Origin of the sequence: Erythrobacter sp. Alg231-14 (assembly GCF_900149685.1) — a bacterium.
In the GTDB taxonomy this organism is placed as follows: domain Bacteria; phylum Pseudomonadota; class Alphaproteobacteria; order Sphingomonadales; family Sphingomonadaceae; genus Erythrobacter.
This window is the reverse complement of the sequence record NZ_LT702999.1, coordinates 27122-52238: the sequence shown is the minus strand read 5'-3', so window position 1 is coordinate 52238 and position 25117 is coordinate 27122. Positions and strand designations below refer to the sequence as shown.

Annotated in this window: 18 protein-coding genes and 1 tRNA gene; 5 read left to right on the top strand and 14 right to left on the bottom strand. The window is 56.5% G+C overall.

Going from position 1 to position 25117, the window contains the following annotated elements:
- Nucleotides 1–6: 6 nt before the first annotated feature.
- Complete coding sequence (locus BQ8290_RS00250) at nt 7–1038, bottom strand: glycosyltransferase (protein WP_108786602.1); 1032 nt, start codon at nt 1036–1038, stop codon at nt 7–9.
- 188 nt (nt 1039–1226) lie between these two features.
- Here BQ8290_RS00250 and BQ8290_RS00245 point away from each other — a divergent pair, with 188 nt between their 5' ends.
- The 3 genes from BQ8290_RS00245 to BQ8290_RS00235 all read left to right on the top strand — a co-directional run bounded on the left by BQ8290_RS00245 (nt 1227) and on the right by BQ8290_RS00235 (nt 6572).
- Nucleotides 1227–2147 carry an EamA family transporter gene (locus BQ8290_RS00245; RefSeq protein ID WP_108786600.1) on the top strand — a complete coding sequence of 307 codons (921 nt, stop codon included), beginning with the start codon at nt 1227–1229 and terminating at the stop codon, nt 2145–2147.
- Between the two features lie 122 nt (nt 2148–2269).
- Nucleotides 2270–4105 (top strand): glutamine--fructose-6-phosphate transaminase (isomerizing), encoded by a 1836-nt coding sequence (glmS, locus tag BQ8290_RS00240; RefSeq protein ID WP_108786598.1) that lies wholly within the window; start codon nt 2270–2272, stop codon nt 4103–4105.
- Nucleotides 4106–4208: 103 nt separating this feature from the next.
- Nucleotides 4209–6572, top strand: a complete 2364-nt coding sequence (locus tag BQ8290_RS00235) for an EAL domain-containing protein (RefSeq protein WP_108786596.1) — start codon at nt 4209–4211, stop codon at nt 6570–6572.
- A 38-nt stretch (nt 6573–6610) separates the two neighbouring features.
- On the opposite strand, the gene purQ is transcribed toward BQ8290_RS00235, so the two are convergent.
- The 10 genes from purQ to infA all read right to left on the bottom strand — a co-directional run bounded on the left by purQ (nt 6611) and on the right by infA (nt 15421).
- The gene (gene purQ / locus BQ8290_RS00230) at nt 6611–7300 is read right to left on the bottom strand and encodes a phosphoribosylformylglycinamidine synthase subunit PurQ (protein ID WP_108786594.1); all 690 of its coding nucleotides are present in this window, start codon (nt 7298–7300) and stop codon (nt 6611–6613) included.
- Nucleotides 7300–7551: a phosphoribosylformylglycinamidine synthase subunit PurS gene (gene purS / locus BQ8290_RS00225; RefSeq protein WP_108791654.1), complete on the bottom strand. Its 252-nt coding sequence runs from the start codon at nt 7549–7551 to the stop codon at nt 7300–7302. The genes purQ and purS overlap by 1 nt, the downstream gene beginning before the upstream one ends.
- Nucleotides 7552–7689: 138 nt before the next feature.
- Entirely contained in the window at nt 7690–10647 is a 2958-nt protein-coding gene (locus BQ8290_RS00220) for an insulinase family protein (RefSeq protein ID WP_108791652.1), read from the bottom strand.
- A gap of 44 nt (nt 10648–10691) precedes the next feature.
- A complete protein-coding gene (locus BQ8290_RS00215) occupies nt 10692–12272 on the bottom strand; it encodes a caspase family protein (RefSeq protein WP_108786592.1) in 1581 nt (526 codons plus the stop codon).
- Nucleotides 12273–12374: 102 nt separating this feature from the next.
- On the bottom strand, nt 12375–13178 hold the full coding sequence (purC, locus tag BQ8290_RS00210; RefSeq protein WP_108786590.1) for a phosphoribosylaminoimidazolesuccinocarboxamide synthase: 804 nt from the start codon (nt 13176–13178) through the stop codon (nt 12375–12377).
- Between the two features lie 43 nt (nt 13179–13221).
- A tRNA-Phe gene (locus tag BQ8290_RS00205) sits at nt 13222–13296 on the bottom strand.
- Nucleotides 13297–13403: 107 nt separating this feature from the next.
- On the bottom strand, nt 13404–13589 hold the full coding sequence (locus tag BQ8290_RS00200) for a DNA gyrase inhibitor YacG (protein WP_108786588.1): 186 nt from the start codon (nt 13587–13589) through the stop codon (nt 13404–13406).
- Nucleotides 13586–14563: a ribonuclease gene (locus BQ8290_RS00195; protein WP_337660865.1), complete on the bottom strand. Its 978-nt coding sequence runs from the start codon at nt 14561–14563 to the stop codon at nt 13586–13588. Before BQ8290_RS00195 ends, BQ8290_RS00200 begins: the two co-directional genes overlap by 4 nt.
- On the bottom strand, nt 14556–15131 hold the full coding sequence (locus BQ8290_RS00190) for a Maf family nucleotide pyrophosphatase (RefSeq protein WP_108786586.1): 576 nt from the start codon (nt 15129–15131) through the stop codon (nt 14556–14558). The genes BQ8290_RS00195 and BQ8290_RS00190 overlap by 8 nt, the downstream gene beginning before the upstream one ends.
- A 32-nt stretch (nt 15132–15163) precedes the next feature.
- Nucleotides 15164–15421 carry a translation initiation factor IF-1 gene (gene infA, locus BQ8290_RS00185; RefSeq protein WP_108786584.1) on the bottom strand — a complete coding sequence of 86 codons (258 nt, stop codon included), beginning with the start codon at nt 15419–15421 and terminating at the stop codon, nt 15164–15166.
- Nucleotides 15422–15728: 307 nt separating this feature from the next.
- On the opposite strand from infA, the gene BQ8290_RS00180 reads away from it, so the two are divergent.
- Nucleotides 15729–19028 carry a hypothetical protein gene (locus BQ8290_RS00180; protein ID WP_337660864.1) on the top strand — a complete coding sequence of 1100 codons (3300 nt, stop codon included), beginning with the start codon at nt 15729–15731 and terminating at the stop codon, nt 19026–19028.
- Nucleotides 19029–19060: 32 nt separating this feature from the next.
- Here the strand turns inward: BQ8290_RS00180 and BQ8290_RS00175 are convergent, their stop codons facing one another.
- From BQ8290_RS00175 to BQ8290_RS00165, 3 genes are all read right to left on the bottom strand, one after another.
- The gene (locus tag BQ8290_RS00175) at nt 19061–19918 is read right to left on the bottom strand and encodes an esterase/lipase family protein (RefSeq protein WP_337660863.1); all 858 of its coding nucleotides are present in this window, start codon (nt 19916–19918) and stop codon (nt 19061–19063) included.
- The gene (locus BQ8290_RS00170; protein ID WP_337660862.1) at nt 19918–21561 is read right to left on the bottom strand and encodes a WS/DGAT/MGAT family O-acyltransferase; all 1644 of its coding nucleotides are present in this window, start codon (nt 21559–21561) and stop codon (nt 19918–19920) included. The genes BQ8290_RS00175 and BQ8290_RS00170 overlap by 1 nt, the downstream gene beginning before the upstream one ends.
- Nucleotides 21562–21720: 159 nt before the next feature.
- Nucleotides 21721–22998: an NAD(P)/FAD-dependent oxidoreductase gene (locus tag BQ8290_RS00165; RefSeq protein WP_337660861.1), complete on the bottom strand. Its 1278-nt coding sequence runs from the start codon at nt 22996–22998 to the stop codon at nt 21721–21723.
- Between the two features lie 20 nt (nt 22999–23018).
- Here BQ8290_RS00165 and uvrC point away from each other — a divergent pair, with 20 nt between their 5' ends.
- Nucleotides 23019–24974, top strand: a complete 1956-nt coding sequence (gene uvrC / locus BQ8290_RS00160; protein ID WP_108786576.1) for an excinuclease ABC subunit UvrC — start codon at nt 23019–23021, stop codon at nt 24972–24974.
- Nucleotides 24975–25117: the final 143 nt, after the last annotated feature.

Genomic DNA, 25117 nt, shown 5'->3' with positions numbered 1-25117 from the left:
GCCGTATCAGCCAGCTCGCGAAATAGGAGCGTCAACAAAGGCGGCTGTTTTGTCGTCACCATCCGCAGCGTCAATTGCTGCGTCGCTTTGCTGTTCCAGTTTTTCTTCGATCCGGCGCAGTTTGAGCATGTTCGCTTCGAGCAGCTTGCGGTTTGTGGCGATCAAATCGGCCAATATGCCTAGCGTCGAAACCAGCACACCTACGGTCAGCAACGCCCCGCCAATCACAAGCGATTGAATATGACCATCGCCGTCTCCAGTGGCAAAGAACCACAAGAACCGGCCAATCGGATACAATCCAAGGACAGTCGCCAGCATTCCCAATCCCACAAACACACGAAGAGAATTGAACGTTGTGTAAGCGCGCAGAATGGTCACGCCGGTTTGTTGGATGAAACGCGGAATGGATTTGAACAGTCGCGAGGGGCGCGTCGCGGCGTGTGTGCGGATCGGCACGCTGGTGATGGCAAGCCGTTTGCGGCCCGCTTGGATCAGCATGTCTGTCGTGTAGCTGAAATCGGTGGTGATGTTGATGCGTTGCGCGGCATCGCGGCTCATCGCGCGAAACCCGCTTACCGCGTCGGTGATGTCCGTTGCGGATAGAGTGCGCACGACATAGCTGCCCAACCGTTGGAGCAGACGTTTACCGCTGCCGAAATGGGCGTTGCCGGCGACGGAACGGTCACCGATGCAAATGTCTGCCTCACCCGATGCAACGGGGGCAACGATATGCGCGATGTCCGCGCCTTCATATTGGCCGTCGGCATCGGTGTTGACAATAATGTCGGCACCTTCAGCCAAACATTTGTCGATCCCGCTGCGAAACGCTTCGGCAAGTCCGCGATTGCGACGATGGCGGACCACATGGTGAACGCCCCAACGGCGCGCGACACCCGACGTGTCGTCTTGGCTGCCGTCGTCGATGACGAGATATTCGATCGCATCGATGCCCGGAATAATGCGTGGCAGTTTCGCCAGCGTGTCGGGCAACACTTCTGCTTCGTTGAGGCAGGGTATTTGGATGATCAGCTTAGTCATAATGAACGTAATGGCCCCGGTTTCGGCACAAAATGCCTCTATGAAAGGTGGTGTTACCGGGGGGGGATTAAGCAATCGTAAACCATGAATGGGCGGGCAGACGCGATGGCTTGCCTTTCGCTGAGGCATAGCCCACGGCGGGCCATGGACACACACAATCACCGACGACCCATGATGGACCAAACACCATGACTCCGATGGAGCGCAGCGGGTTGATTTATGCCGTCACCGGCTTTGCGATTTTGTCGGTGGGCGATGCTGTGGTGAAAAGCATGGCCGATCTTTGGCCGCCCTATGCGGTGGCCGCGATGCGTTTTTCAATTGGCGCATTGGTTTTGTCGGCCTTGCTGTGGCGCAGCGAGGGGGCAAAGGCGTTTGTTCCTCAAAACTGGCCGTTGCAGATCGCACGGGGCGTTTGCCTATCATTTGCCTCGGTGAGCTTTTTCTCGGCGATTTACATCATGCCTTTGGCAGAGGCGATGGCCATCGCGTTTCTATCGCCTATCCTCACTCAAATCTTTGCAGGGATTTTCCTGGGCGAAAGGGTGAAACCCAAAGTTTATGTGATATCCGTCGTTGCCTTGGTGGGGGTCGTTATTATCCTCCGCCCTAACCTTGCGCTTTTGGGTTGGGGCGCAATCTTACCGTTGATTTCCGCAGTGTTTTTCGCGGTGTTGATGGTGCTCAACCGCGCCAGCGCAGGTCAGGGCAGCGCCTTATCGATGCAGGTTTTTGTCGCGGCAATGTGCGTCCCGATCCTTGTATTGGTGTCTGTAGCGGCAAAAATGTCGGGAGAGCCAACGTTGGATTTTGGATGGCCGCAATGGGATGTGGTGGCGCGTTGTACGCTTGTGGCTCTCACCGCCAGCATCGCCCATTGGATGGCCTATATCGGCACCACTCGCGCGGGCGCGGCGCAGGTTGCACCGACAATCTATGTTCAGATGGTGATCGCGGTCGGCATGGGATGGGTGTTCTTTGATGACGTGCCCGATCTGTACACAGTGCTGGGTGCCGGATTGATCATAGCAGCTGGCCTGTATCTCTGGCGCGACGGTATCAATCCGGAACCGGACCAAAATGCCAAGACACAACCGAAACGGACATAGAAACCCGAAAAAACGCGAACCTTGTGGCTTTCTTCAAGTCTTATTCAACCTTACAGGGTTAACGGCGTCAATTGACCGGCCTTTGTCCGGCGCGATTTTCAAGACAGGGAATATCAAAGCGTATGTGCGGCATTATTGGTATCGTGAGTTCGGATGCAGTGGCGGATCGTTTGGTCGATGGCCTGCGTCGTATGGAATATCGCGGCTATGACAGCGCCGGCGTGTGCACTTTGCATGATGGCAAATTGGTCCGTCGCCGCGCCGAAGGCAAATTGATGAACCTGGTCGGTGTTCTGGAAAATGATCCGGCCCCTGGAACAATCGGGATTGCGCACACTCGGTGGGCAACGCACGGTGCGCCAACATCGGCAAATGCGCACCCACACGCGACGGATGAAGTCGCGATTGTGCACAATGGCATTATCGAAAACTTCAAGGATCTGCGCGCCGAATTGGCGCAGGATGGCCGGACGTTTGAAAGCGAAACCGACAGCGAAGTAGTCGCTCACCTCATCTCTCGCGAGATCGAAAACGGGGCATCACCCGAAGAATCGGTGCGCAGGGTGTTGCCGCGATTGCGCGGAGCCTTTGCCCTTGCAATTGCGTTTCGCCAGCATCCCGATTTGTTGATCGGTGCGCGATTGGGATCGCCATTGGTGATTGGTCACGGAATAGACCCAGATAACCCGGAGATGTTCTTTGGTTCCGACGCGTTGGCGTTGGCGCCGTTGACGCAACGGATCACCTATCTCGAGGAAGGCGATTGGGCGATTATTCGCAACGACCGCGCGCAGATTTTTGACGAGGAAGGGCGCGAAACATTCCGCCAAGTTCAACCGTCGGGCGCGTCAGCGGCAGCGGTGGAGAAGGGCAATTATCGCCACTTCATGCAGAAAGAGATTTTTGAACAACCCACCGTTGTTGCGCAAACTCTTTCGTCATATTTGCGCCGAGAGGACAATTCGGTTGCCTTGCCTCAGTTTGATTTTGATCTGTCGGGGGTGAAACGACTTACGATTGTCGCGTGTGGCACGTCGTATTACGCCGGTCTTGTGGCGAAATACTGGTTCGAACAATTCGCTCGCGTCCCGGTCGATATCGATGTCGCATCGGAATTCCGTTACCGTGAACCTGTTCTTGAAGAAGGCGGCCTCGCTTTGTTTATCTCCCAAAGCGGAGAGACGGCCGACACACTGGCCGCGTTGCGCCATTGCAAAGCCGAAGGTCAGACCATTGGCGTGGTGGTGAATGTCCCGACCAGTTCGATGGCGCGTGAGGCAGATTTGCTACTGCCTACCCACGCAGGCCCCGAAATCGGCGTTGCATCAACCAAAGCGTTCACCTGTCAATTGGCGGTGCTTGCTGCGCTGGCGGCGAATATGGCGGTCGTCAAAGGCAAGCTCACGCGGGAGCAGGAAAAGGACGTTGTCGCACACTTACTCGAAGCGCCCGCCGCATTGAACGCGGCGCTTGATCATGATGACGACATCGCTGCTATGGCACCCTTGATCGCGCCGGCGCGCGACGTGCTCTACCTTGGCCGTGGTCAGGATTTTCCTTTGGCGCTAGAGGGCGCCCTAAAACTTAAAGAAATCAGCTATATACATGCCGAAGGTTACGCCAGCGGCGAGATGAAGCACGGGCCGATCGCGCTGATCGATGATGAGGTTCCCGTCGTGGTGATCGCACCATCGGGACCTTTGTTTGAAAAAACCGTGTCGAACATGGAAGAAGTCCGCGCGCGGGGCGGTAAAGTGGTGCTTATCTCCGATGCAAAAGGGCTAGAGCAGGCAGGCGAAGGATGCCTTGCGACTATCGAAATGCCCGTTGTTCACCCGCTCATCGCGCCTTTGGTTTACGCGATTCCGGTGCAATTGTTGGCGTATCATGTCGCTGTGGTTAAAGGGACCGATGTGGATCAGCCGCGCAATCTCGCGAAATCTGTCACGGTTGAATAAAGACCACACTAAGGACATTCCTATCGCAACAATACGGTTTCCGACGGCAAAATAACGCCGCGCTTTACTTGCCACTAACCTTTTCGCGTTAACTGCAAGCATTGTGAACGATACTCCTTCATCCCCCGAACGGTCGATCGAGCAAAATCTGCCAATTCTGGCGGTGCTTGGTCTGTCGAGTAAAGGGGATATCGATTGGGCGCGCCTGCGTGGTCTGCAATACGCTGCGCTCGCAAAATTGACGTTCAATCGGGCCTACGTCCACGCATTGCTTAGTGTTTTCGTCGCGCAGATGTATCTCGCGTCGGCTGGGCCGATTTGGGTGGGCGGATGGATCGCCGCGCTTGCCTTTGTCCATATTCGCGGCGCGATGGTGGATCGCCGGTTGGCCGATGCCGATCGTCGTCCTGTTTCGATTTCAGAACGTTGGCAACACGCCGCGACATCAGTCTTCTCTGGCCTGTTGTGGGCGGTGCCGCTAGTTGTCTTTTCCCCGCTGGGCACTGTCGAAGAAGCGATGGCATTGTTGCTGGTGGTAATGTTGTTGGTGGCGTGTTCGGTGTATTTCTACACCACGTCACCGATCAGCATTATGATCTTTACCGCAATCGTTGGCGCGGCAGGGATCGTGCAGCCGGTTTTGACGCAGCAATGGTTTGTTGCAGGTGCAGTTACTCTTTTCACCCTCGCGACGTTTCTGGGCACGGTTCAGGTCGCACGCATGTATTTGACCGCTAGACTTGCCGAGGACGGCGTTGCGGAAAAAGAAGAAGTCGTCTCACTGCTTCTACGAGAATTTGAAGAGAACGAGGCAGACTGGCTGTGGGAAATTGATCCTCAGCGGCGCTTGCGTTCGGTTAGCCCGCGCTTTGCATTTGCATTGAATATGTCGGACCGTGATGTCGAAGGGCAACCTTTGCTTGAATTGATCGCGGGTGCCCATTGGGAAAGCGGCAATTTCCCAGCCAGCTTGCACGATTTGGCAGAGCGGTTGCGCAATCGCGAGAACTTCTCAAACTTGATTGTCCAAGTTTCAATCCATGGCGCTGATCGTTGGTGGGAATTGTCCGGCACACCGATCCGCGACGAACGCGGCAAGTTTGTTGGATTCCGCGGCGTTGGCTCGGATGTGACGGAACAGCGCGAGTCGAGCGAAAAGATCGCGTATCTTGCCCGCTACGATACGCTCACTTCGCTGCCAAACCGCTTGATGCTTACCGAAGCGTTGGGCGACGCGTTGGAATACGCACAGCATTGGCGCACGCGTTGCGCACTGCTGATGGTGGACCTCGATCGGTTTAAGGCGGTGAACGATTCCTTGGGCCATATGACCGGCGACAAAATGTTGGCCCAGGTTTCGGCACGGCTTGAATCCCTGATGAGTGACAACGCTATGGTTGGGCGATTGGGTGGCGATGAATTTGCCATTGTGATCCGCGATGCGAGCGATCTCGACGTGCTGCACAATCTCGCAGACAAGGTGATAAAGTCGTTGTCAGAACCATATCTGGTGGATCATCAAACGCTTTACGTTGGCGCCAGCGTCGGATCAGCAATTGGACCGCGCGATGGCAAAACGGTCGAAGAATTGATGCGCAACGCCGACCTTGCCTTGTACCGTGCAAAAGATGCGGGCGGCGGCGAACATTGCCGGTTTGAACCGGTTCTTCATGCATCGGCGGAAGAACGCCGCCAACTCGAAGCGTCTTTGCGCAAGGCGTTGGGATTGGATGAATTCGTTCTCCATTACCAACCCGTCGTTGATGCGCGTACCGAAGAAGTCGTCAGTTTCGAAGCACTTGTCCGCTGGAACAGTTCGGATCATGGCTTCGTGAGCCCGGGCAAATTCATTCCATTGGCCGAAGACACTCGTCTAATCGTACCGATCGGCAAATGGGTCCTGCGTCAAGCATGTCATGAGGCGCGCAACTGGCCCGAAGACGTCAAAGTCAATGTGAATGTCTCGCCTGAGCAATTGCTTGAACCCGATTTCCATCAGGAAGTGGTCGATGCCCTTGCCGCCAGCGGTCTGCGCCCAGAGCGTCTTGAGATTGAAGTGACCGAGAGCATCTTCCTGCGCGACGCGACCATCGCCCGCAATGCCTTGGAACAAGCTATGGCGCTTGGCTGTTCGATCGCGCTGGATGACTTTGGGACAGGATATTCGTCGCTCGGCTACCTGCGCAAACTTCGATTCTCAACGATCAAAGTCGATCGAAGCTTTGTCCAAGGCGCCGGTCAGGGCAGCAATGAAAGCCTTGCGATCATCAACGCGGTTGTCGCCATGGCGAAAAGCATGAACATGACAACCACGGCCGAAGGTGTCGAGGATGCGGATGAAGCGGAGCTGATCCGTAATTTGGGCTGTGACAAGATCCAAGGCTTCTATTTTGGTCGCCCAATGTCCAGCGAAGAAGCGTTGCGCCTGTTCTCAAACGGAAAAGCCGCGCTGCGCAAAATCGCTTAAGAGGCGATTGCTTCTAGATCGATCGAAGTGGCGTTGATTTATGCCGCTACGAGGTTGGCGATCACGTTCTCAAACACACGGCGACCATCCGATCCACCCATCGAAGCATGGGCAGCGGGTTCAATCGCGCGTTCTGGATGGGGCATCATGCCCAAGACACGGCCATTGGCGCTCAAAACACCCGCAATGTCACGCAGCGATCCATTGGGATTGACCGCGTATCGGAACGCGATGCGATTGTCGCCTTCAAGCGCCGCCAATGTCGCATCGTCGGCGAAGTAATTGCCATCATGATGCGCAACCGGGACACGCAGTTTTTCGCCCTGATCGAACCCCGATGTGAACAAGGATTGGTTGTTCTCAACCGTAAGATCGACCGTCCGGCATACGAAAGTTTGACCGGCATTGCGCATCAACGCACCGGGCAACAACCCGCTCTCTGTTAAAACCTGAAACCCGTTGCACACGCCCAAAACGGGCACGCCGCGTTCTGCTGCTGCAACGACCGCGCGAAGAATGGGGCTTTTGGCGGCCATCGCACCGGAGCGCAGGTAATCGCCATAAGAAAATCCGCCCGGAAGTGCGATAAAATCTAGATTGTCTGGCAAGTCGGCATCGCCATGCCAAACACGCAAAGCGGGCTGTCCTGAAACGGCTTCAATTGCGACCGCCATATCACGATCGCAATTGGACCCGGGGAAGGTGACGACTGCGGCGCGAAAGCTCATTAGGCTGCTTCCGTTTCGTTGGTTAGTTTTTCAATCGCAAAATCTTCGATCACCACATTCGCAAGCAATTTTTCGCACATTTGGTTGAGCGCGTCGTCGCTGGTGTTGTCGGCGACATCCATCTCGATCATGCGACCTATCCGAACATCATCGACACCATCAAAACCCAAACTGTCGAGCGAATGGTGCACGGCGCGCCCCTGAGGGTCGAGGACGCCGGGTTTGAGACGGACGAGAATGCGAACTTTCATGAAAGCGTGTCCTGCGATTGATTGGGGCGGTAACGCCCGGTGATGTTCTGGATCACGCCTATAACGGATGCCGCCCAAGGCGCAATTGCCTAAGGGCCAGCAATCAACGGCTTCGTTGGCAAAAAATGACGTCTCCAATCAAGGAGCCGTTTGCTCTCCGCCTTCTTGGTCCTCATTGTCGCTTTCTTCGGGCAGCACCAAAAATTGGACGGCGCTGTCGATAGAGAGATATTGTTGGGCTTCGCCTTGAATATCATCGGCGGTGATAGAACGCAGCATGTCAGGGCCGATGAACCATCGTTCCAATCGATCGCCTTCGCTTTGGACCCTATCGGCAAGGCCCATCCATCCGCCCAACGATTTGAGCGCGTTGTCATACGCCTCCAGCAAGGGCGCACGTGCCCGATCGATGACGTCTGGATCAATCGGTTCATTCCGAATTTCATCAACCAATGCGGCAATCGCGTCGCGTGTCGGCCCAACCTGATCGACATCAACAGATGCAGAGACAGTAAAGCTGCCATAGTCGGGATAGATGCGGCTCATCGAACTGGATGCGCGCGGTGAATAAGCCTGACCCAATTCCTCACGGAGCCGATCGGTTAGCTGAATTTGAAACACCCGAGCGAGCAAAGAGACGCGCATTGCTTTGGCGAAATCACTGTCATCGGTCGTGGGCCAAACCAAGCGGACCAACGCTTGATCCGCTTCGCCTTGGTGACGCAAAATGTGCTCTCCGCGATCCGAGGTGAAGGCGCGTATCCGTTCCTGTGTTCGGGGGAGGAATTCGGACTCTCGCGATGGCAGCGCGCCGATGGTTTGCGCAACCGCGGCGATGGCGTCGTCCTCTTCAAAGTCTCCGACCAGAGCGATCTCAATCGCTCCGTTTGCCCAGCGATCGCCAATTGCCGCTTCCAATTTTTCGTAATCCAGCGCGTAAAATTCGTCGCGGGTTTGTAGAGAGAAGCGAGGATCGCCGCCGGAAAGGATTGCACCGGCTTGCGTACCGTATGCCCGGCCAGGTGTTGAACGCAGCGTTTCGAAGAAATTGTCTATCCCTTGGCGGAAGCGTTCCAATCCTTCGCGTCGATATCCCGGATCGGTAAGGCCCGCCGTCAAAAGCTGCATTTGCAACGTGAGATCGCGCGGCGTCGTGCCGCCTGTAAAGCTAAAGACATCCGGCGCATTCGATAGCCGGACGCCAACGCTGCGACCGGCCAAAACGCTTTGCAATTCATCGGCGCTGTGTTGTCCCAAGCCGCCCGATGGCACCGACCCGATCAAGTATGTGCGCAATGGATCATCGCGCGTGTTCAACAAGGATCCGCCATCGACCGACATTCGGAAACTGATCCGGTCTTCGCGGATGTCGGTCTTTTTCAAGGTTAGGCGAACGCCATTGGCAAAGGTGATGTAGCGAAAGCCGAGCCGTTCCTCTGTGGTGTCTGACACGATCGAGCCAGCGAGGCCGAAATCGGTGTAGGCAAACGCAACCGATCCCGTGTCCAAGGGTGCAGCAATCGGAAGAGCCATTGCGGCATCAAATGCGGCGCGTAAGCCTTCCTCGCCGCCTTCGGGCGCGGTGCGCCCCTGAAACCGGATCAAGGGTTGTTTGTCAGGATCGTTGAAAGGCAGCGCCCGCTCCACCACCGCCGTGTGAACGGCATCGGGTGTGATTGAGGGGAGGACCGCGTTGAACAATTCCAATTGAAATTCGGGAACAGTGGGCACCACATCATTGGCCACCAGGTTCAAAGCGGCATTGGCAAATCCGCCATTGCTGCGCGTTTCTGCGCCTGCGACACGGTTTTCAATGCTGGTGCGAATATTGGCGATTTGTTCGTCCACTTCGGCCTGAGTGAATCCGTAGGTCAGCGCTTGATTGACTTCGCGTACGGCGGCCAACACGCCATCGCGCCATTTGCCGTCTTCGCTTGAGATGTTGATGCTGAAAGAGCGGGCGTCTTCGAACAGGTTCGACCCGCCGTAGCCCGCGCGGCGAAACGGAGCGTCTTCGCCGCGCGCCAAACGGCTCAACCGGCGTGAAATGATGCCAAAGCCAACGCCGCGCAACAATGCGTCTTGGCGATTGGTCAATGTGTCAGGAACATCGATCCATTCGCCCAACACAGATATGGAAACGCTTTCCGACAAAGCCGGGTCGAGGTAGATGTCGGTCAATCCTTGCCGGGTTGGATCAATGGGCCCCGTTATCGGATCTTCTGGGGCTTCGGGGCCAGTCCAATCGGAGAAACGCTCGCGGATGGCAGCTTCCATCACAGGGACAGGGATATCGCCCACGATGACAAGGACAGTGTTGCGCGGCGTGTAGGTCCGTTCATACAGACCACGCAATTGCTCCGCACTCGCCGTCTCAAGGCTTTCGAGCGTTCCAATTGGCAACCGTTCGATGAAACGGGCACCGGGAGCAGTGAATTCCATGCCGTCTTCGCGCGCGCGTTGCGCAAATCCGCGCCGGTCGCGGCGTTCGGCCAAAACAACGCCGCGTTCGCGATCCACCGCGTCTTGGGCGATGGTCAATTCGCTGGCCGTTTCACGCATCAACATCAACGCGGTCCCCAACAATTCTTCGTCATTGCGGGGCAAGTTCAACATATAGGTGATCGCGTTTAAACCGGTCGATGCGTTGGTGTCGGCACCAAAGGCCAATCCCTCTCGTTCCAATAAGGCGACCATTTCGCCTTCGGGAATACCGGCCGATCCGTTGAACGCCATATGTTCGAGGAAATGCGAAAGGCCGCGCTCATCCGCGGTTTCGTCCAGCGAACCCGAGTCAATGCGCATCCGAACCAACGCGGTCCCTTCCGGCGTCGCGTTCTCGCGCAGGACATAGCGCATACCGTTTTCGAGCACGCCAAATGTGTAGCCCGGATCAACCGGGATATCGCTTTCTTCAAAATACCAAGTCGGCGCTTGCGCAGTTGCGTCACCGTTTTCGGCAATGGCTGCCTCCGCTTCACTCTCTTGCGCGGCAAGGCTGTGGGTCAAAGCGACGTTGGGCAGGGCAATCAATGTCGCTGCATAAAGGATGCGAACGGAAATTGGGCCGATTGGGAAATTGGAAAGCTTGGACATATGAAATGTTTTATAACCCATTGAAATACAGAAGATGAACGCGGTTATTCATCGGGAATGTCTAAAGCGGCATTGGGATCATCCAACGCCACTCTGATCAACACAAATTTGGCGGGGAAAGGGAATGTTCCGACGGTAACATCAAGATTGCCGTCGCTGCGCAGGCGCATTTCAGCGTCCCCGCTTAACAAGATGTCGCGGCCCAAATACGTGCCGGGTTCATCCTCACGGATGTTGGTCATCGTAACTTGGTCGGGTTCGACCCGGAAAAGTAGAACGTGGTTCCAACCATCAACTGCGAATGCGCGTCCTCGTTCAATCCGCAATCTCTTATTGTTGCTGGATATGCGCCAAATGCCATCGATCGGCAAAGGCGTTCCGATATCCACCGCGTATCGATTGGGCAAAGCCGCACCGAGTGAGATAAGCCACGGCTTTTCGCTATCAATGTCGCCCCCGGTGGCGTTGGGGTCCAACAATTGCGCGATGTTGATCTGCGCAAAGGACGCATAGGCCCCGTCTGGATATCGTTCCAGATACGCGCGATAGGCGCTGACTGTGTCCGCTTGAACGGCCTCCAACCAAGTGTGATCGTCCAGACCACTGGTTGTTTCGCCGGCGACATCGCGGATCGTGTCGAGTGTGTCGACCACGCGTACAAAATCCACTGATCGCGATTGTGTTGGTGGGCTTTCAATGGTGCAGTCGGAACAGGGCGCGGGCGCTGCATCATCTTCGACGTACAATTCCGACAGCCACGCCATCGCTTCATCGGGCCCATCGACCAAGAATAAAGGGCGACCCGTCATCGATGCCGAGATAAAAGGCCTTTGATCCCCCTCCGTCGCAGACAAAACATCGTCGCGGACCATCCCGCCCAACATTTGTACCGGCAATCCGGGCTGAACGATGCGCCGGGCCAATGCCAAAGCAAATGGCGAATTGCCGTCTGCACCATCATAGGCAAAGGCACCGGGTGCAGCGGCATAGATCACCAACATATCGTCAACTTCCAACGGGGCTAGCCCGCGCGAAACGGAACGGTTTTCTCCCTGCCAGCGGTTGGAGAACGGATTGTTGCGGCACGCATCAAGGATCGCGATCCTGAGTTTTGCGCCTTCAAGTGTGTCGAGAATGCGACCCAGTTCGACCGCTTCGAAAGGCATGTCTCGTTCGGAATCCAGCGTCGCATCAACCGGCAACAACCAATTGATGCCGGAACTTTCGACCCCGTGTCCGGCATAATAGACCAAGGCCGCATCGGCCCCGTCGGCCTTTTCGCGGAATTCGCGCAGGCGAGCGAGGAAGTCGGCTTGATCCAGGTTTTCGGCCAGCTCGACTGTATCAAAACCCGCGCTTTCCAGCGCACCAGAGATCAATCGCGCATCGCGGCTGGGATTGGCGAGTTGGGATGTGTTTTCATATGTGGAATTGGCGATAACCAGCGCAACGTTTCGCGCCGACGCCGTACCGTTGAAGAGCAGGGAGAGAGCCGCGGTCAGAATTAACCCGGCCAAAGCCCGTTTCAGCCTGTCTAGGCGTGGCTTTTGGAAACATTCGCCGAACGCTGGCGCGCGTGATTGCACGAGCCCAGCGGCGTCTGTTGCCAGTTTTACGGATGTCATCACCGCTCCCCCATTCGTGCGACATGTAATCGACGTGGGGCAGGATATATCAAAGGGGGCGTTCGTCCAGAATTAAACCGGCGACAGCCCGATGATCAGTGATTACTTTTTAACAGGCGGCGTACCGCGCAGGCGAGAGCGATGGCTAGACAGGTCGAGCACTTCGCCCGGACCGTTGTCTTCGTCGTGCATAAGGCCAAGCCGTCGAGCGACTTCGCGATAGGCTTCTTCTTCGCCACCAAGATCGCGACGGAACCGGTCTTTATCCAGCTTTTCGCCCGATTTCATGTCCCACAACCGGCATCCATCTGGGCTGATTTCATCGGCCAGAATGACGCGGCTGTAATCGCCATCAAACAGCCGACCAAATTCGAGTTTGAAATCGACAAGGCGGATATCGATCCCGGCGAACATGCCGCAAAGGAAATCATTGATGCGGATCGCCATCGAAGAAATGTCGTGCATCTCCTCGTTGCTGGCCCAATTGAAACACGCAATGTGTTCTTCTGCGATCAAGGGATCGCCCAACGCATCGTCTTTGTAGTAATATTCGATCAGGGTGTGGGGCAGTGGTTCGCCTTCTTCCAAACCCAACCGTTTGCAGATCGAACCCGCGGCGACATTGCGCAACACGACCTCGATCGGAATGATCTCAACCTGACGCACCAATTGTTCGCGCATATTCAAACGACGTATGAAATGCGTGGGGATGCCGATATGGGCAAGGCGCGTGAAGACGTGTTCGCTGATCCGGTTGTTGATCACGCCTTTGCCGTTGATGGTGCCCTTTTTCTCCGCGTTAAACGCGGTGGCATCATCTTTGAAATATTGGATGATCGTGCCCGGTTCGGGACCTTCGTAAAGGACTTTGGCTTTGCCTTCGTAGATTTGGCGGCGGCGGGACATGATCGGTAACCCCTCTATCGCCAAAATACGCACGCTAAACGAATGGTGCCCGGGGGCGGAATCGAACCACCGACACGCGGATTTTCAATCCGCTGCTCTACCCCTGAGCTACCCGGGCATTCGCTGCGGCGTCGAATTGGCGGTTATGCCGATCCGGGCGAGCAAATGAGAGCGGCGCTATGGCGAAGGGATTGATTCTTGGCAAGTGGGAAATGCTCAACTTTCCTAATCCTGTCGATCCCAATCGCTTTTTGCGATGTCATCTGGGCTCGCTGGATCGCCGGGAACGGCGTAACCATCGCCAAACCATTTGGCCAAATCCCGGTCTCGACAACGCTGAGAACAGAAGGGCGAATGATCCGGCGATCGCGACTTCTTACAGATTGGGCAGGGGCGGTTTTTGGCGGTCATAGGCTAACAATCTGCGCATGTGGTGCTTCGAGTGCAAGGCCGGGATCGACCTCTATTCGCACTTCTCTTCCCGTACGCCGGCGCAATTCATCCAACCATTCAGGCTTTATCTTGGATTTGATCGCAGGGTTCACGATGAGCAAAGTTTCGCCTGCCCCTTCGACCCGTTCGGCAGCACGCATGGCGGCGCGTGCGCATGTCGCCGTTCGCGATGTCGCAAAACGATGGAGCAGCGAAGGGCCATTCAACCGCGCGACCAATTGGACAAAGCCAAAGCCGTTCATCGCGGTGCTTTCATGCGACCAACCGTCAAGGCATTCCGCCAAGCGGGCATCGTAAGCCTTCCGATCGCGTTTATCGACGATCGTAGGGAAATCGATGCCGATATTGCCGCCAATGTCGAACCATCGCAATCCTCGTGCGATGGTGGGGATGGCATTGTGATACGCTTCTTCGGGCCACGAACAATCAATGTCGATCAACGTCATGGCGGGCACCGCGTCGATAACCAATTGGCCGCCGGTAAAGGGCAAGGCGGCCTCGCTCGCGGCGAACCACACCTCCTCCCAAAGACCCGATGGAAAACGCGTGACCTCTTTGCCTTGGGGCAATGGTCCGGCGTCTTGCGCAATGGCTTTGTCCATTTCAGCGGGCCGCACACAACGCCCCTGTGCCATCTTAAACCGTCCACGTTCCGCAATAGCGGCGCGGGTGACTTGAAACGTGACGGTTGCGCCCTCTGTCACGTCGCGCGGCAGGCGAGAGACGAGCAATTCGGCGCCGTTATCCAGCCGCGCTGTGCCGCGATTGGCGCCGCTCGCCTTTGAAACTAAGACCCCTTTGGCCAATTGTCCGGCGTACAATTCACCGGGCCAATGGATCTTGGCGGCAACAACTTCATCCCCGTCAATCAACATCGCGCGGTCTTCACCAACACCGCGTTCGATCAACCATTCAGGGCTGGGCCTAGCCAATTTGGAATCCCGCCGATTTTAACAGAGCGCGCGTCTCATACAAAGGGAGGCCCATCACGCCGGAATGACTGCCCTTGATCCATTGGATCAAACCTTCGGCGGCCCCTTGAATGGCGTAGCCACCGGCTTTTCCGCGCCACTCGTCGCTGGCGAGATAATGGGCGATTTCTTCGTGAGAGAGGCTTTTGAAGCGCACAATATTTTCATTTAACCGTTCGCGCAACGTGCCGTCGGGCGCGCGCAGAACCACGCTGGAAAGGACGGTGTGACGCCTGCCGGAAAGCAAAGTGAGGCATTTGTGTGCCTCCACCTCGGTCTCGGTCTTTGGCAAAATTCGTCGTCCGGCGGCCACGACGGTGTCCCCAGCAAGAACAAAGCCCGCCGAAGCACCAACAGCCTCCGCTTTTTCGCGCCCCATTCGCAGGGCGTAATCGCGCGGCCGCTCATCTTTCAGAGGGGTCTCATCAATATCCGCAGGTGTGATGGCATCGGGCGTTAGGCCCAATCGTTCAATCAAGTCGCGCCGACGCGGCGACGCGGATGCCAATGTAAGATGAGGCGTGCTCAAACCGGAAAATTCTCGATTTTAAGCCCAAGCCCTTAAGCGGGGCCAGGGCCTTGGCCCGGACCACCGCGGCCCGGCATAAATCGGTAGGTGATACGCGCTTTGGTAAGGTCATACGGGGTCAATTCGCACAACACTTCGTCGCCGACCAACACACGGATGCGGTTTTTGCGCATTTTGCCCGCCGTGTGGCCCAACACTTCATGGCCGTTTTCAAGCTCCACCCGAAACATCGCATTGGGCAGCAGCTCGACGACGCGCCCGCGCATTTCGAGAAGTTCTTCTTTGGCCATGGTATTCCTTCAAAAATAGGGCTGCCGGGCAAAAACTGCGCCGGTCTAATACGTAAACTACGCGCGCCGTTTAGCGATGGTGAGAACAAAAGGGAAGCCCGAGCGTTAAGGTGCGGCAATGGGTTGGCAGCGGACGCGTTTGGATCACGGGCTGTGCAACCGTTGCGCAACACTATCGGCGCCTTTCTGCGCACACGGTCACCCCGAGCCGCATGTGTCCAGATTCCGGCTGCCAATTTCACTCTGGTGCAAGCCGATACAATTCATGGGCTTGCGCGTTTTTCAATTCCGCTCAAAAGGGCGCCTCATGACCCTCTTTCCCCTCGACAAAAGCTTGATTGCCAAATCCGCCTCTCAGCGTAGAAGACCCGCGAAATCTACCATAGCAGCCAGATTGCTGGCGGGTGCGGCGTTCGCCGGGACGATGGCGATGCCTGCTTTTGCACAAGATGGTGGTGCCTCGGGCGAAGGAAGTCCCGACCAAGGCGGAACGACCCCAGCGCGTTCCAACACACCACCAGAGGCCGAAACGCAAATTGGGACCGGTTCTGGTATTGTGGTTGAGGGGCGCCGTTTGCGGGGGCAATTGGATGTGGAGCAAGACCCCATCCTCGAACTGGGTGAGGCGGAGATTGCCGCAGAGGGCGTCACATCGATCGCCGACCTGATCACCCAAATAACCAATCAAACCGGATCGAACCGTGGGCGGGGCGGCGGACGTCCGATCATTTTGATCAACGGTATACGCGTCGGGTCGTTTCGCGAATTCGCCAATTACCCGCCAGAGGCTCTCGAAAGATTGGAAGTCTTTCCAGAAGAAGTCGCCCAACGTTTCGGATTTGCGCCCGATCGTCGGGTCATCAACCTCATCTTGAAAGACAATTACCGCAATGCGGAGGCCGAATTTGAATTCGAAGGTCCATCACGCGGTGGTTATCATCAACGCGAACAAGAATTTGGCTATCTTCAAATCGCCAATGGCGCGCGCATCAACGTCAATTTGGAGGCGAGCGACACGTCGTTTTTGACGGAGGATGAACGCTCCATCATCCAAACGCCTGGGTCCGTTTCCGATGTGGCTGGCGACCCAGATCAGGCACCGTTTCGAAGCCTTGTGGGCGATACGCGATCGCTCGAAGGGAACATTAGTTGGGCCAAAGCGATCATCGATAGCGGCGTATCACTCTCCGCAAACGCGAATTACGCACGCAATGATTTCCGCACGTTACAAGGGTTGAACACCGTAGTGTTGACCGACCCCGTCGGTGAGAGCGTGTTGCGCACATTCGGCGAAGAAACGCCATTGGAGCAGCGCGGGTCTACCGACACGTTTTCAACGTCTGGCTCGCTCACGAAACCGATCAATGCCTTTCGATTGACCAGCACTTTTAACGCCAGTCTTTCTGAGACGACGCAGGAATTCGATCGGCGGTTTGATACGACCGATTTAATAGCCGACGCATTGTCAGGCGATTTGGCGTTGGATGGGGATTTACCCAACGCGTTGGATGGCACCGCCGATGCCGACTTTGATACCGCACTTACTCGCACGATATCCGCCAGTTCATTGTCCACATTGCGTGGGCCCGTTGCCGAATTGCCCGGCGGTGAAGTGTTGGCGACATTCGACGTGGGCTACAATTGGACGAATTTAGAAAGCTCGGACACGCGCAACACGGTGCCTGTGGATTTGACGCGTGGTTCTTTGACCACTGGGGCGAATTTAGTGGTCCCAATCACAAGCCGCCGGACTGGTTTCGCCGATGCGCTGGGCAGTGTCACGGTGAATGCGCAAATTGGGCTGGAGCACCTTTCCGACTTTGGCACATTGGGCGATTACACGGTCGGATTGAATTGGAAGCCGTTCGATAAGCTCGATCTATCCGCGACCTACATCACGCGTGATGTTGCGCCGAGCCTGACGTCGCTGGGCAATCCAGTGGTGGAATTCCTCAATGTTCCGGTTTTTGATTTTGTGAACGGCGAAACGGTGCTGGCGACGGTGACAACCGGGGGCAATCCGGACCTGTTGGCCGAAACGCAGCGCGACTGGAAGTTTGCAGCGAATTGGCAACTGCCCTTTTGGGACGGCGCACGATTCACCGTGGAATATGTGCGCAACCGATCGGACGATGTTACGCGCGGCTTTCCCACCGTGACCGCGGATATCGAAGCGGCCTTTCCTGATCGCATCACCCGCGATGCCTCAGGCACATTGACCGCGATCGATCGCCGGTTCGTCACTTTCGCCGAAACCCGCGCAGAACGGATCAATTTCGGGCTATTCTTCCGGGGCACAATCGGCGCCGGTGACCAATCAAACCAACGCGGCGGCAGAGGCGGCGGACGGGGCAGGGGCGGCGCGGCGCGTAGCGGAGGCGGAAGTCCGCGAGCTGCGCAGTCCGGCGAAGGGCGTCCTAGCGGTCCCCCTACACGCGAAGGCGGACCTCCAAGCGCCGAACAGCGCGCCGCGTTTATGGAGTTCCGGACCCGCATTTGCGCCGATGACGGGATGGATGTCCTAACCCGTCTAATCGAAGCAAACGCAAATGGCGAAGATCTATCGGCGACGATACCGGGGTTTGATGCGCAGCGATTTGATCGACTTTTGGCGCGCGTACGGGCCGATGACGGCACCGTCGATCCAGTGCGGCTGGCGCGTGTGCGTGAACGGATCTGTCGCTTTGACCCTTCGGCCGATGGGGCGGGTTCCGATGCAGCAGGGGGCAGAGGCGCGCGCCGCACCAATGGAGCCGACGGCGAAGCGAGAGGGCCACGTGGCCGTCAAGGACCACGTAACGGCCCCGGTGGGGCCGTCTTTGCTGCGTTCCGCACCATTGCCTGCGCCGATGATGGAGTGGTCCGGATCAAGAACTTGATCGCGCGGATCGATGCCGGCGAGGACGTTTCGGATGAACTTCCCGGATTTGATCTTGCAGGTGGACAAAGGATGATTGGGCGTCTGCGCGACGCCGATGGCAATGTTTCCGATGAAAGGATTGTCCGCATGCGGGGCCGCCTGTGCAGCACCGAGAATGGCGGTGAAGGAGGGACCGCTCAAGGGAGCGGCACGCCAGCACAATCCGCCGGTGGTCCTCCACCCGGTTTCAACCCGCTCGCCCGGCGCAGTTTCCCGGGCTTCCGTTACTTTGTTTCGGCCAACCACACGGTTGAATTGGCCAATGAAATTCTGATCGCACCGGGTCTGGACCCGCTCGATCAATTGGACGGGCAAGCGACAGGCGTATTTGGTCAGCCGCGCCATTCCTCTCGAGTGGAGGCGGGTATTTTCGGCCAAGGTGTGGGAATGCGACTTTCGGCTCGTTACACCGGATCAACGCGATTGGATGGGTCGGCAGGGGCCAACGACATTTTCTTTGACGATTTGGCGACGTTTGACCTGCGAGTCTTTGCTGAAATCGGTCAATTGGTTGGACGCGACGATGGCGTGTTGAAAAACCTGCGGATCAGCTTGCGCGCGGACAATGTGTTCGATGCGCAACGACGGATTGTGGATGCGAATGGGGACACCCCGATCAACTACCAACCATTCCTAGTCGATCCGGTCGGGCGCTTTATCGGGGTCGATGTGCGCAAGCTTTTCTAAGCGGTGCCTGATTCAGACACCGCATCCTAAAATTAGGTCATGTCAAATTTGGGGAACAACAGCTGTTGCCCCGGTTTGGCTTCAAACGGCGCCCATTCGCCCTCTTTTTGCGCCAACCTATCCGCCAATGCGATCATCACGCTTGGGTTGACACCGAGGCCGCAATGGCTGGCATAAACGGCGATGTTCTCGCTGGGGTGGCCGTTGGTCTTGTGCGGATCTTGCACGCTGCCGCGCCAGTGCACGACGCCATCGGTCTTTGTTAGGATCGATGTCGTTGGAACCGGCGGCGCGATGTCTAGGCCTCGGAATTGACCATCACGCAAGCTTTCGGGTTCTTCGCCGTTGAAGAATTTGAACAAACGCGCGGCGTTGGTGTGTCCGCGATCATCGCTAATCGGGCTGCCAAGGCTGACAACGATCCGCACTTTTTCTGGAACCAGTTTGGCCAGTTCGCGGGCCAAGACGCCGCCCAAACTCCACCCGACAAGCGACACTTTGCGTCCGCTGTCATCGGCTAGGCGATTGATCTGCTCTTCTAGTTTGCCGATCAGTTCTTCGTTGACCCGGACATTGCGACCAGAATTCCAGCCATGTGCATCGTAGCCCAGTTGTTTCAGCAGGCCCCGCATTGGGCGGGTGGACGAATTGGTCGCCATGAAACCAGGCAATGTAAGGACCGGATGGCCATCACCCTTTGGTAGGGTCGATAGCAAAGGACGCATCGCGTAAAACGACGCGAATTCGAACATCGCGCGCCCTTCTGACCAAGTCCAAAAACGATTGGGCGGGGTCGCGATACGCGTGGGTTTCTGCCGACCGCCTTTGCCGTCATCGACAACGATGCTTCCCGCCATGGGTTGGCCGGATAGTGGTGCGATGCTCGCCATTATTTGCTCTCCTGAGGACTCGCGCCAGTTTTCTTACTGGTCATCGTTTTCTTTGTTGCTGCGCGCGGTTTGCGTTTGGCCGGGGCCTTTGTTTCGGCCTTTTTAGCGGCCGGCTTGCGCGTGGTGGTCTTGGCCGGCGCAGTTTTGCGGGCTGGTGCCTTCTTGGCCGTTGCCGCCGTTGTTGATGTCGCCTTACCCTTTGCCGTTGACGGTGCATCACCGACAGATTTCGATGCTGCCAACAATTCGTCAAAACTGTCCTGAAGGCATTGCGAGTAGAATTCCGGATCGGGCATGATGTCACGGCATGCTGTGAAGCTGATATAGGCTTCGTCGACATAGGATTGCACGACATGCGCAAGACCCAATCCATCGGTTAGGCAGATTAGTGAAAGCGCCATGCTTTCCATCCGCGCGCCCGACGAATAGATATGAACAGGCGGTCCGGGAACATTGGTGACAACCGTGTTGAACGGCATCGCGACTTTGTGTGCGAGGCTAACACGGCTGAACAATTGGGCGCCCAACGCCATGTAGAACAGCGGATTGACCTTGCTAACCTCGGTCATGGTGCGTGCGCCCAATGCGTTGGTCATCGCCTTGGAATTGCTGGTTTGACCATAGACATATTCCAACCGCTCTTGCGGATCGGCGATATGCGTTCCCAATGGTGCAACCATCGCAGCGACTTGGTTGCCCATGTCGCCCTTTTCGTCGTCGGACCGGACGGAAATCGGGGCCATGGCGGTCATGGTCGATTTAGGAAGGTCGCCTTTGCTGCTTAGGTATTTGTGCAGGCCCCCGCCAATGATCGCGATCGCGACATCGTTGACTTTCGCTTTTGGCAAAAGGGCGCGAATGGCCTTCATATCCGCGAGAGGGAAACTGACCCCTTCGACCACGCGGTGTGGCGAAATGGATCGGTTAAACCGGGTGCGAGGGGGCACCATGTCGGTGCTAAGTTTGAATTCGCGCGCAACCAAGCCTTTGATAGCGCTAGCCACGCCGGGCACGGCCTGTGCGGCGACTTGCGCCTGTTTCAATGGGTTTAGGATTGCGTTGAAATAGGATTTACCCAGCAATTCCATCGGACCGGGCACTTTTTCCGGTTTCCACGTATCGGGCGCGTTGGGCGGCGCAGTGCTGGGTGTGACTGTGTGCAGCGCTTCCATCAAATCGATGCCGCTCATCCCATCAATTGCGGCGTGATGAACCTTCGTCACAAAGGCAAAACATCCCGGTGGATAATCGCGCACATTGTCGAGCCCTTCGACCACGGTGAATTCCCAAGGTGGGCGATTTAGATCGAGCGGCCGTGCATGGACGCGAGCCGCTTGAATACACAACTGCCGCCAATCACCCGGTTTGGGCAAGGCAACGTGCCTGACATGATATTCCAGATCGAAATTAGGATCTTCAATCCAATATGGAAAGTCCAAATCAAAGGGGACCCGAACCAATCGTTGCCGCATGGTTTTTGACAATTGCATCCGCGATTCAATGAATTGCAGGATATCTTTGAAACGGACAAAGCCGCCCGGCGCTGTTGCAGGGTTGTAGATCAGCACGCTGCCGATATGCATCGGTGAATTCGGCGATTCCATCGCAACAAACGATGAATCCATACCTTGCAATTGGCGCAAAGGTCTCTCCTAATACACTGTTGACGATCAACAGTTACGGCCCGCATTGGGCCAATTACCACTGGCCTAAGCAGGATTTTCCATCATGACAAGGTAACGCAAGCGTAAGTGGCGCCGAGCGTTGGGCGTGCTTTGAGCGGGCAAAAGCGCCGATTGCCTTTATCCGAATGTCTCGGCGCATGCTGAACCGGCCGCGACCCCGCTGGCCCATGCCCATTGGAAATTGTACCCACCCAGCCAGCCCGTGACATCAACGGCCTCGCCAATGGCGAAAAGGCCTGGAACCGATTTCGCTTCCATTGTTTGACTAGACAGATCGGTGGTCGAGATGCCGCCAATGGTGACTTCGGCCTTTGCGAACCCCTCCGTTCCGTTGGGCCGGAATCGCCAATCCGCCAATTGCGCCGCCGCTGCGCGCAAGATTTTGTCGGGAACATTTCCAAATTCGGTGGTGATCCCCAAGGTCGAGGCCAACTTCATCGAAAGGGCATCTGCCAATCGGTCGGGCAAATGTTCGGACAACGCCTTACGCAGGCCGGCGCGGGGGTGATCGCGCTTCATTTGGATCAACCAATCGGGATCGGAATGCGGCAGGAAGGCTATGCCAATATCCTCTCCGTGCCGCCAATATGATGATATTTGCAGGATCGCTGGGCCGGAAAGCCCCTTATGCGTGAACAAGGCCGCCTCATCGAAACTGCCTTTGACCTTGCCCGACCCCGCACGGGCGCGAACTGGCGCGGAGACGCCGGACAATTCGCGGAATAGAACGTCGTCCTCACCCAATGTTAGAGGGACTAGAGCCGGGCGCGGTTCCACGACTTTTAATCCGAATTGTCTTGCCAGATCATAGGCAAAGCCCGTGGCGCCCATCTTAGGGATCGATGGACCCCCAGTGGCAATCACGATCGCTGGTGCGGAATAGCTTGCGCCATTGGCGATCAAACCAAAAGTGCCGTTGCCGTTTGCGGGGCCGTCTTTGACCACTTCGGTCACTTCAGCATCGCAAATCACATCGACTTTGCCCAAAGCGTCGTTGCACTCATCCAAAAGCAATTGAACGATTTGCTTGGCCGAACCGTCGCAAAACAATTGGCCCAGAGTTTTCTCATGCCATTCGATGCCGTGCTTCTCGATCAAGGCCAGAAAGTCGCGGGGGCGATACCGGGCGAGGGCGGACTTTGCGAAATGGGGATTGGCCGACAAGAAATTGCTGGGCGTGGTTCCGATGTTGGTAAAGTTGCAGCGCCCGCCGCCTGAAATCAGGATTTTCTTTCCCGGCTTTTCCGCCTTTTCAAGAACGGCGACATTGAGCCCGCGTTTTGCCGCTTGCGCAGCGCACATGAGACCCGCGGCCCCGGCGCCCAAAATAATGACATCATATTTTTGCATGCAGCTGCCGATAGTCGTGATGGCGCGCATTGCCAATGTGGCCATGAAATCCCTATCTGTGGGTCATGTCCAAAACTCCGGCTGGAAGACCCGATACGCCACCCAATGGCCCCGATGCGGCGGATCGTTTTAACGAAAGCCGTGCGGCGTACACTGTGGCAAGCGCGCAGCCGAATTTGGATGCTGGCGTTGAGGCCATTCGTGAAGTTGTCAAAACCCTTAAGCCCGTTCCGGGCGTTTACCGGATGCTCGATACGCGCGGCGACGTTTTGTACGTGGGCAAGGCGCGCAGCCTAAAGGCACGGGTGGCAAATTACACTCAGGTTGCCGGGTTGACCCAGCGATTGTTGCGGATGGTGAGTCAATGCCGCAGCATGGAAATCATAACCACCAATTCCGAGGCCGAAGCGCTGCTGCTTGAAGCGCAATTGATTAAGCGGTTTCGTCCTGCTTTCAATGTGTTGCTTCGTGATGATAAGAGTTTTCCTTTCATCCTACTACGCGGGGATCATGCCTTTCCTCGGATCCATAAACATCGCGGCGCGCGCCGCGCAAAAGGAAACTATTACGGTCCCTTCGCTAGTGCCGGCAGTGTGAACACGACACTTAACGCGCTGCAGAAGTTGTTCCTTTTAAGGTCCTGTACTGACAGCTTTTTCAACAACCGCGACCGACCCTGTTTGCTGTATCAAATCAAGCGGTGTTCGGCGCCATGTGTGGGGCGGATTTCAGAGGAAGATTACGATGGACTGGTGAAGCAGTCGAAGGATTTCCTCGCCGGAAAATCGGGCAAAGTTCAGGCTGATCTGGAAAGGCAAATGGCCAAGGCAGCCGAGGATTTGGATTTCGAAACCGCAGCAATCCTGCGCGATCGATTGCGCGCGGCGACATTTATTCAAGGGTCGCAGGCCATCAACGCAAGCGGTGTGGGCGATGCCGACGTCTTCGCTTTGGCGTCAAAGGGCGGGCATATTGGGGTGCAGGCGTTTTTTATCCGCGGCGGGCAAAATTGGGGCCATCGCGCCTTTTTCCCGACGCATACAAAAGACGTGGAGGAGGATCAGGTCCTCTCCAATGTCATGCTGCAATTTTACGAAGAAGTGCCGCCACCGCCCTTGGTCTTGGTCGATCGAGAGATGGGGGAGCGCGCTTTGATTGAGGCGGCATTGAGCGAAGTGGCCGAGAAGAAGGTCACATTGACGATCCCCCAGCGCGGCGACCGGCGCAAACTTTTGGCCCAAGCAACCCGCAACGCCGCCGAAGCGTTGGAACGCAGGTTGGCGGAGACGGGGACGAAGGCAAGGACTCACCGCGAGTTGGCCGAATTTCTTGAACTGGGTGAGCCGCCAGAGCGTATCGAAGTGTACGACAACAGCCACATCCAAGGCGCGCAAGCGTTGGGCGCGATGGTGGTTGCCAGTGCGGAGGGCTTTGAGAAATCGCAATACCGCAAATTCAACATCAAGACCGCCAAGACCAACGATGATTACGGTATGATGCGCGAAGTGATGGAGCGTCGTTTTTCCCGTGCGATGAAGGACGATCCCGATCGTGAACGCGAAGGTGTGTGGCCCGATTTGGTGTTGGTCGATGGCGGAAAAGGCCAATTGTCGAGCGTGATGGAGGTGCTGGGAGAATTGGGCATTGAGGACCTGCCTGTGATCGGCATCGCCAAGGGGCCGCATCACGGACGCGAAGGGCGCGAGGTGTTCCATTTCCCCGATGGACGAGAGAAAATGCTGCCGACGAATTCGCCGGTGCTGTTTTATGCACAACGATTGCGTGATGAAGTGCATCGATACGCCATTGGCGCGCATCGGGCGAAGCGCAGCAAGGCGATAACCGCAAGCCCATTGGATGAAATCCCCGGCATCGGCCCGGCGCGTAAACGCGCATTGCTCCTCCATTTTGGAACGGCCAGCAAAGTGCGCGCCGCTTCTCTAGAAGACTTGCAACGCGCGCCCGGCGTCAGCGCAACCGTCGCCCGACAAATCTATGATTTCTATCACGCAGGCGGATGACACGATTGTTGCGGTTGGCGATGCGTCAGTTTGATGGCCGTGCCCACCTAAATTCATAGGACGGGGCCGCATCTACAGAATTGCCGCCAATGCCCCATTGAATCAAAGCCGAGGCCCGTCTAGCCCCTTCGCAGGAAACACTT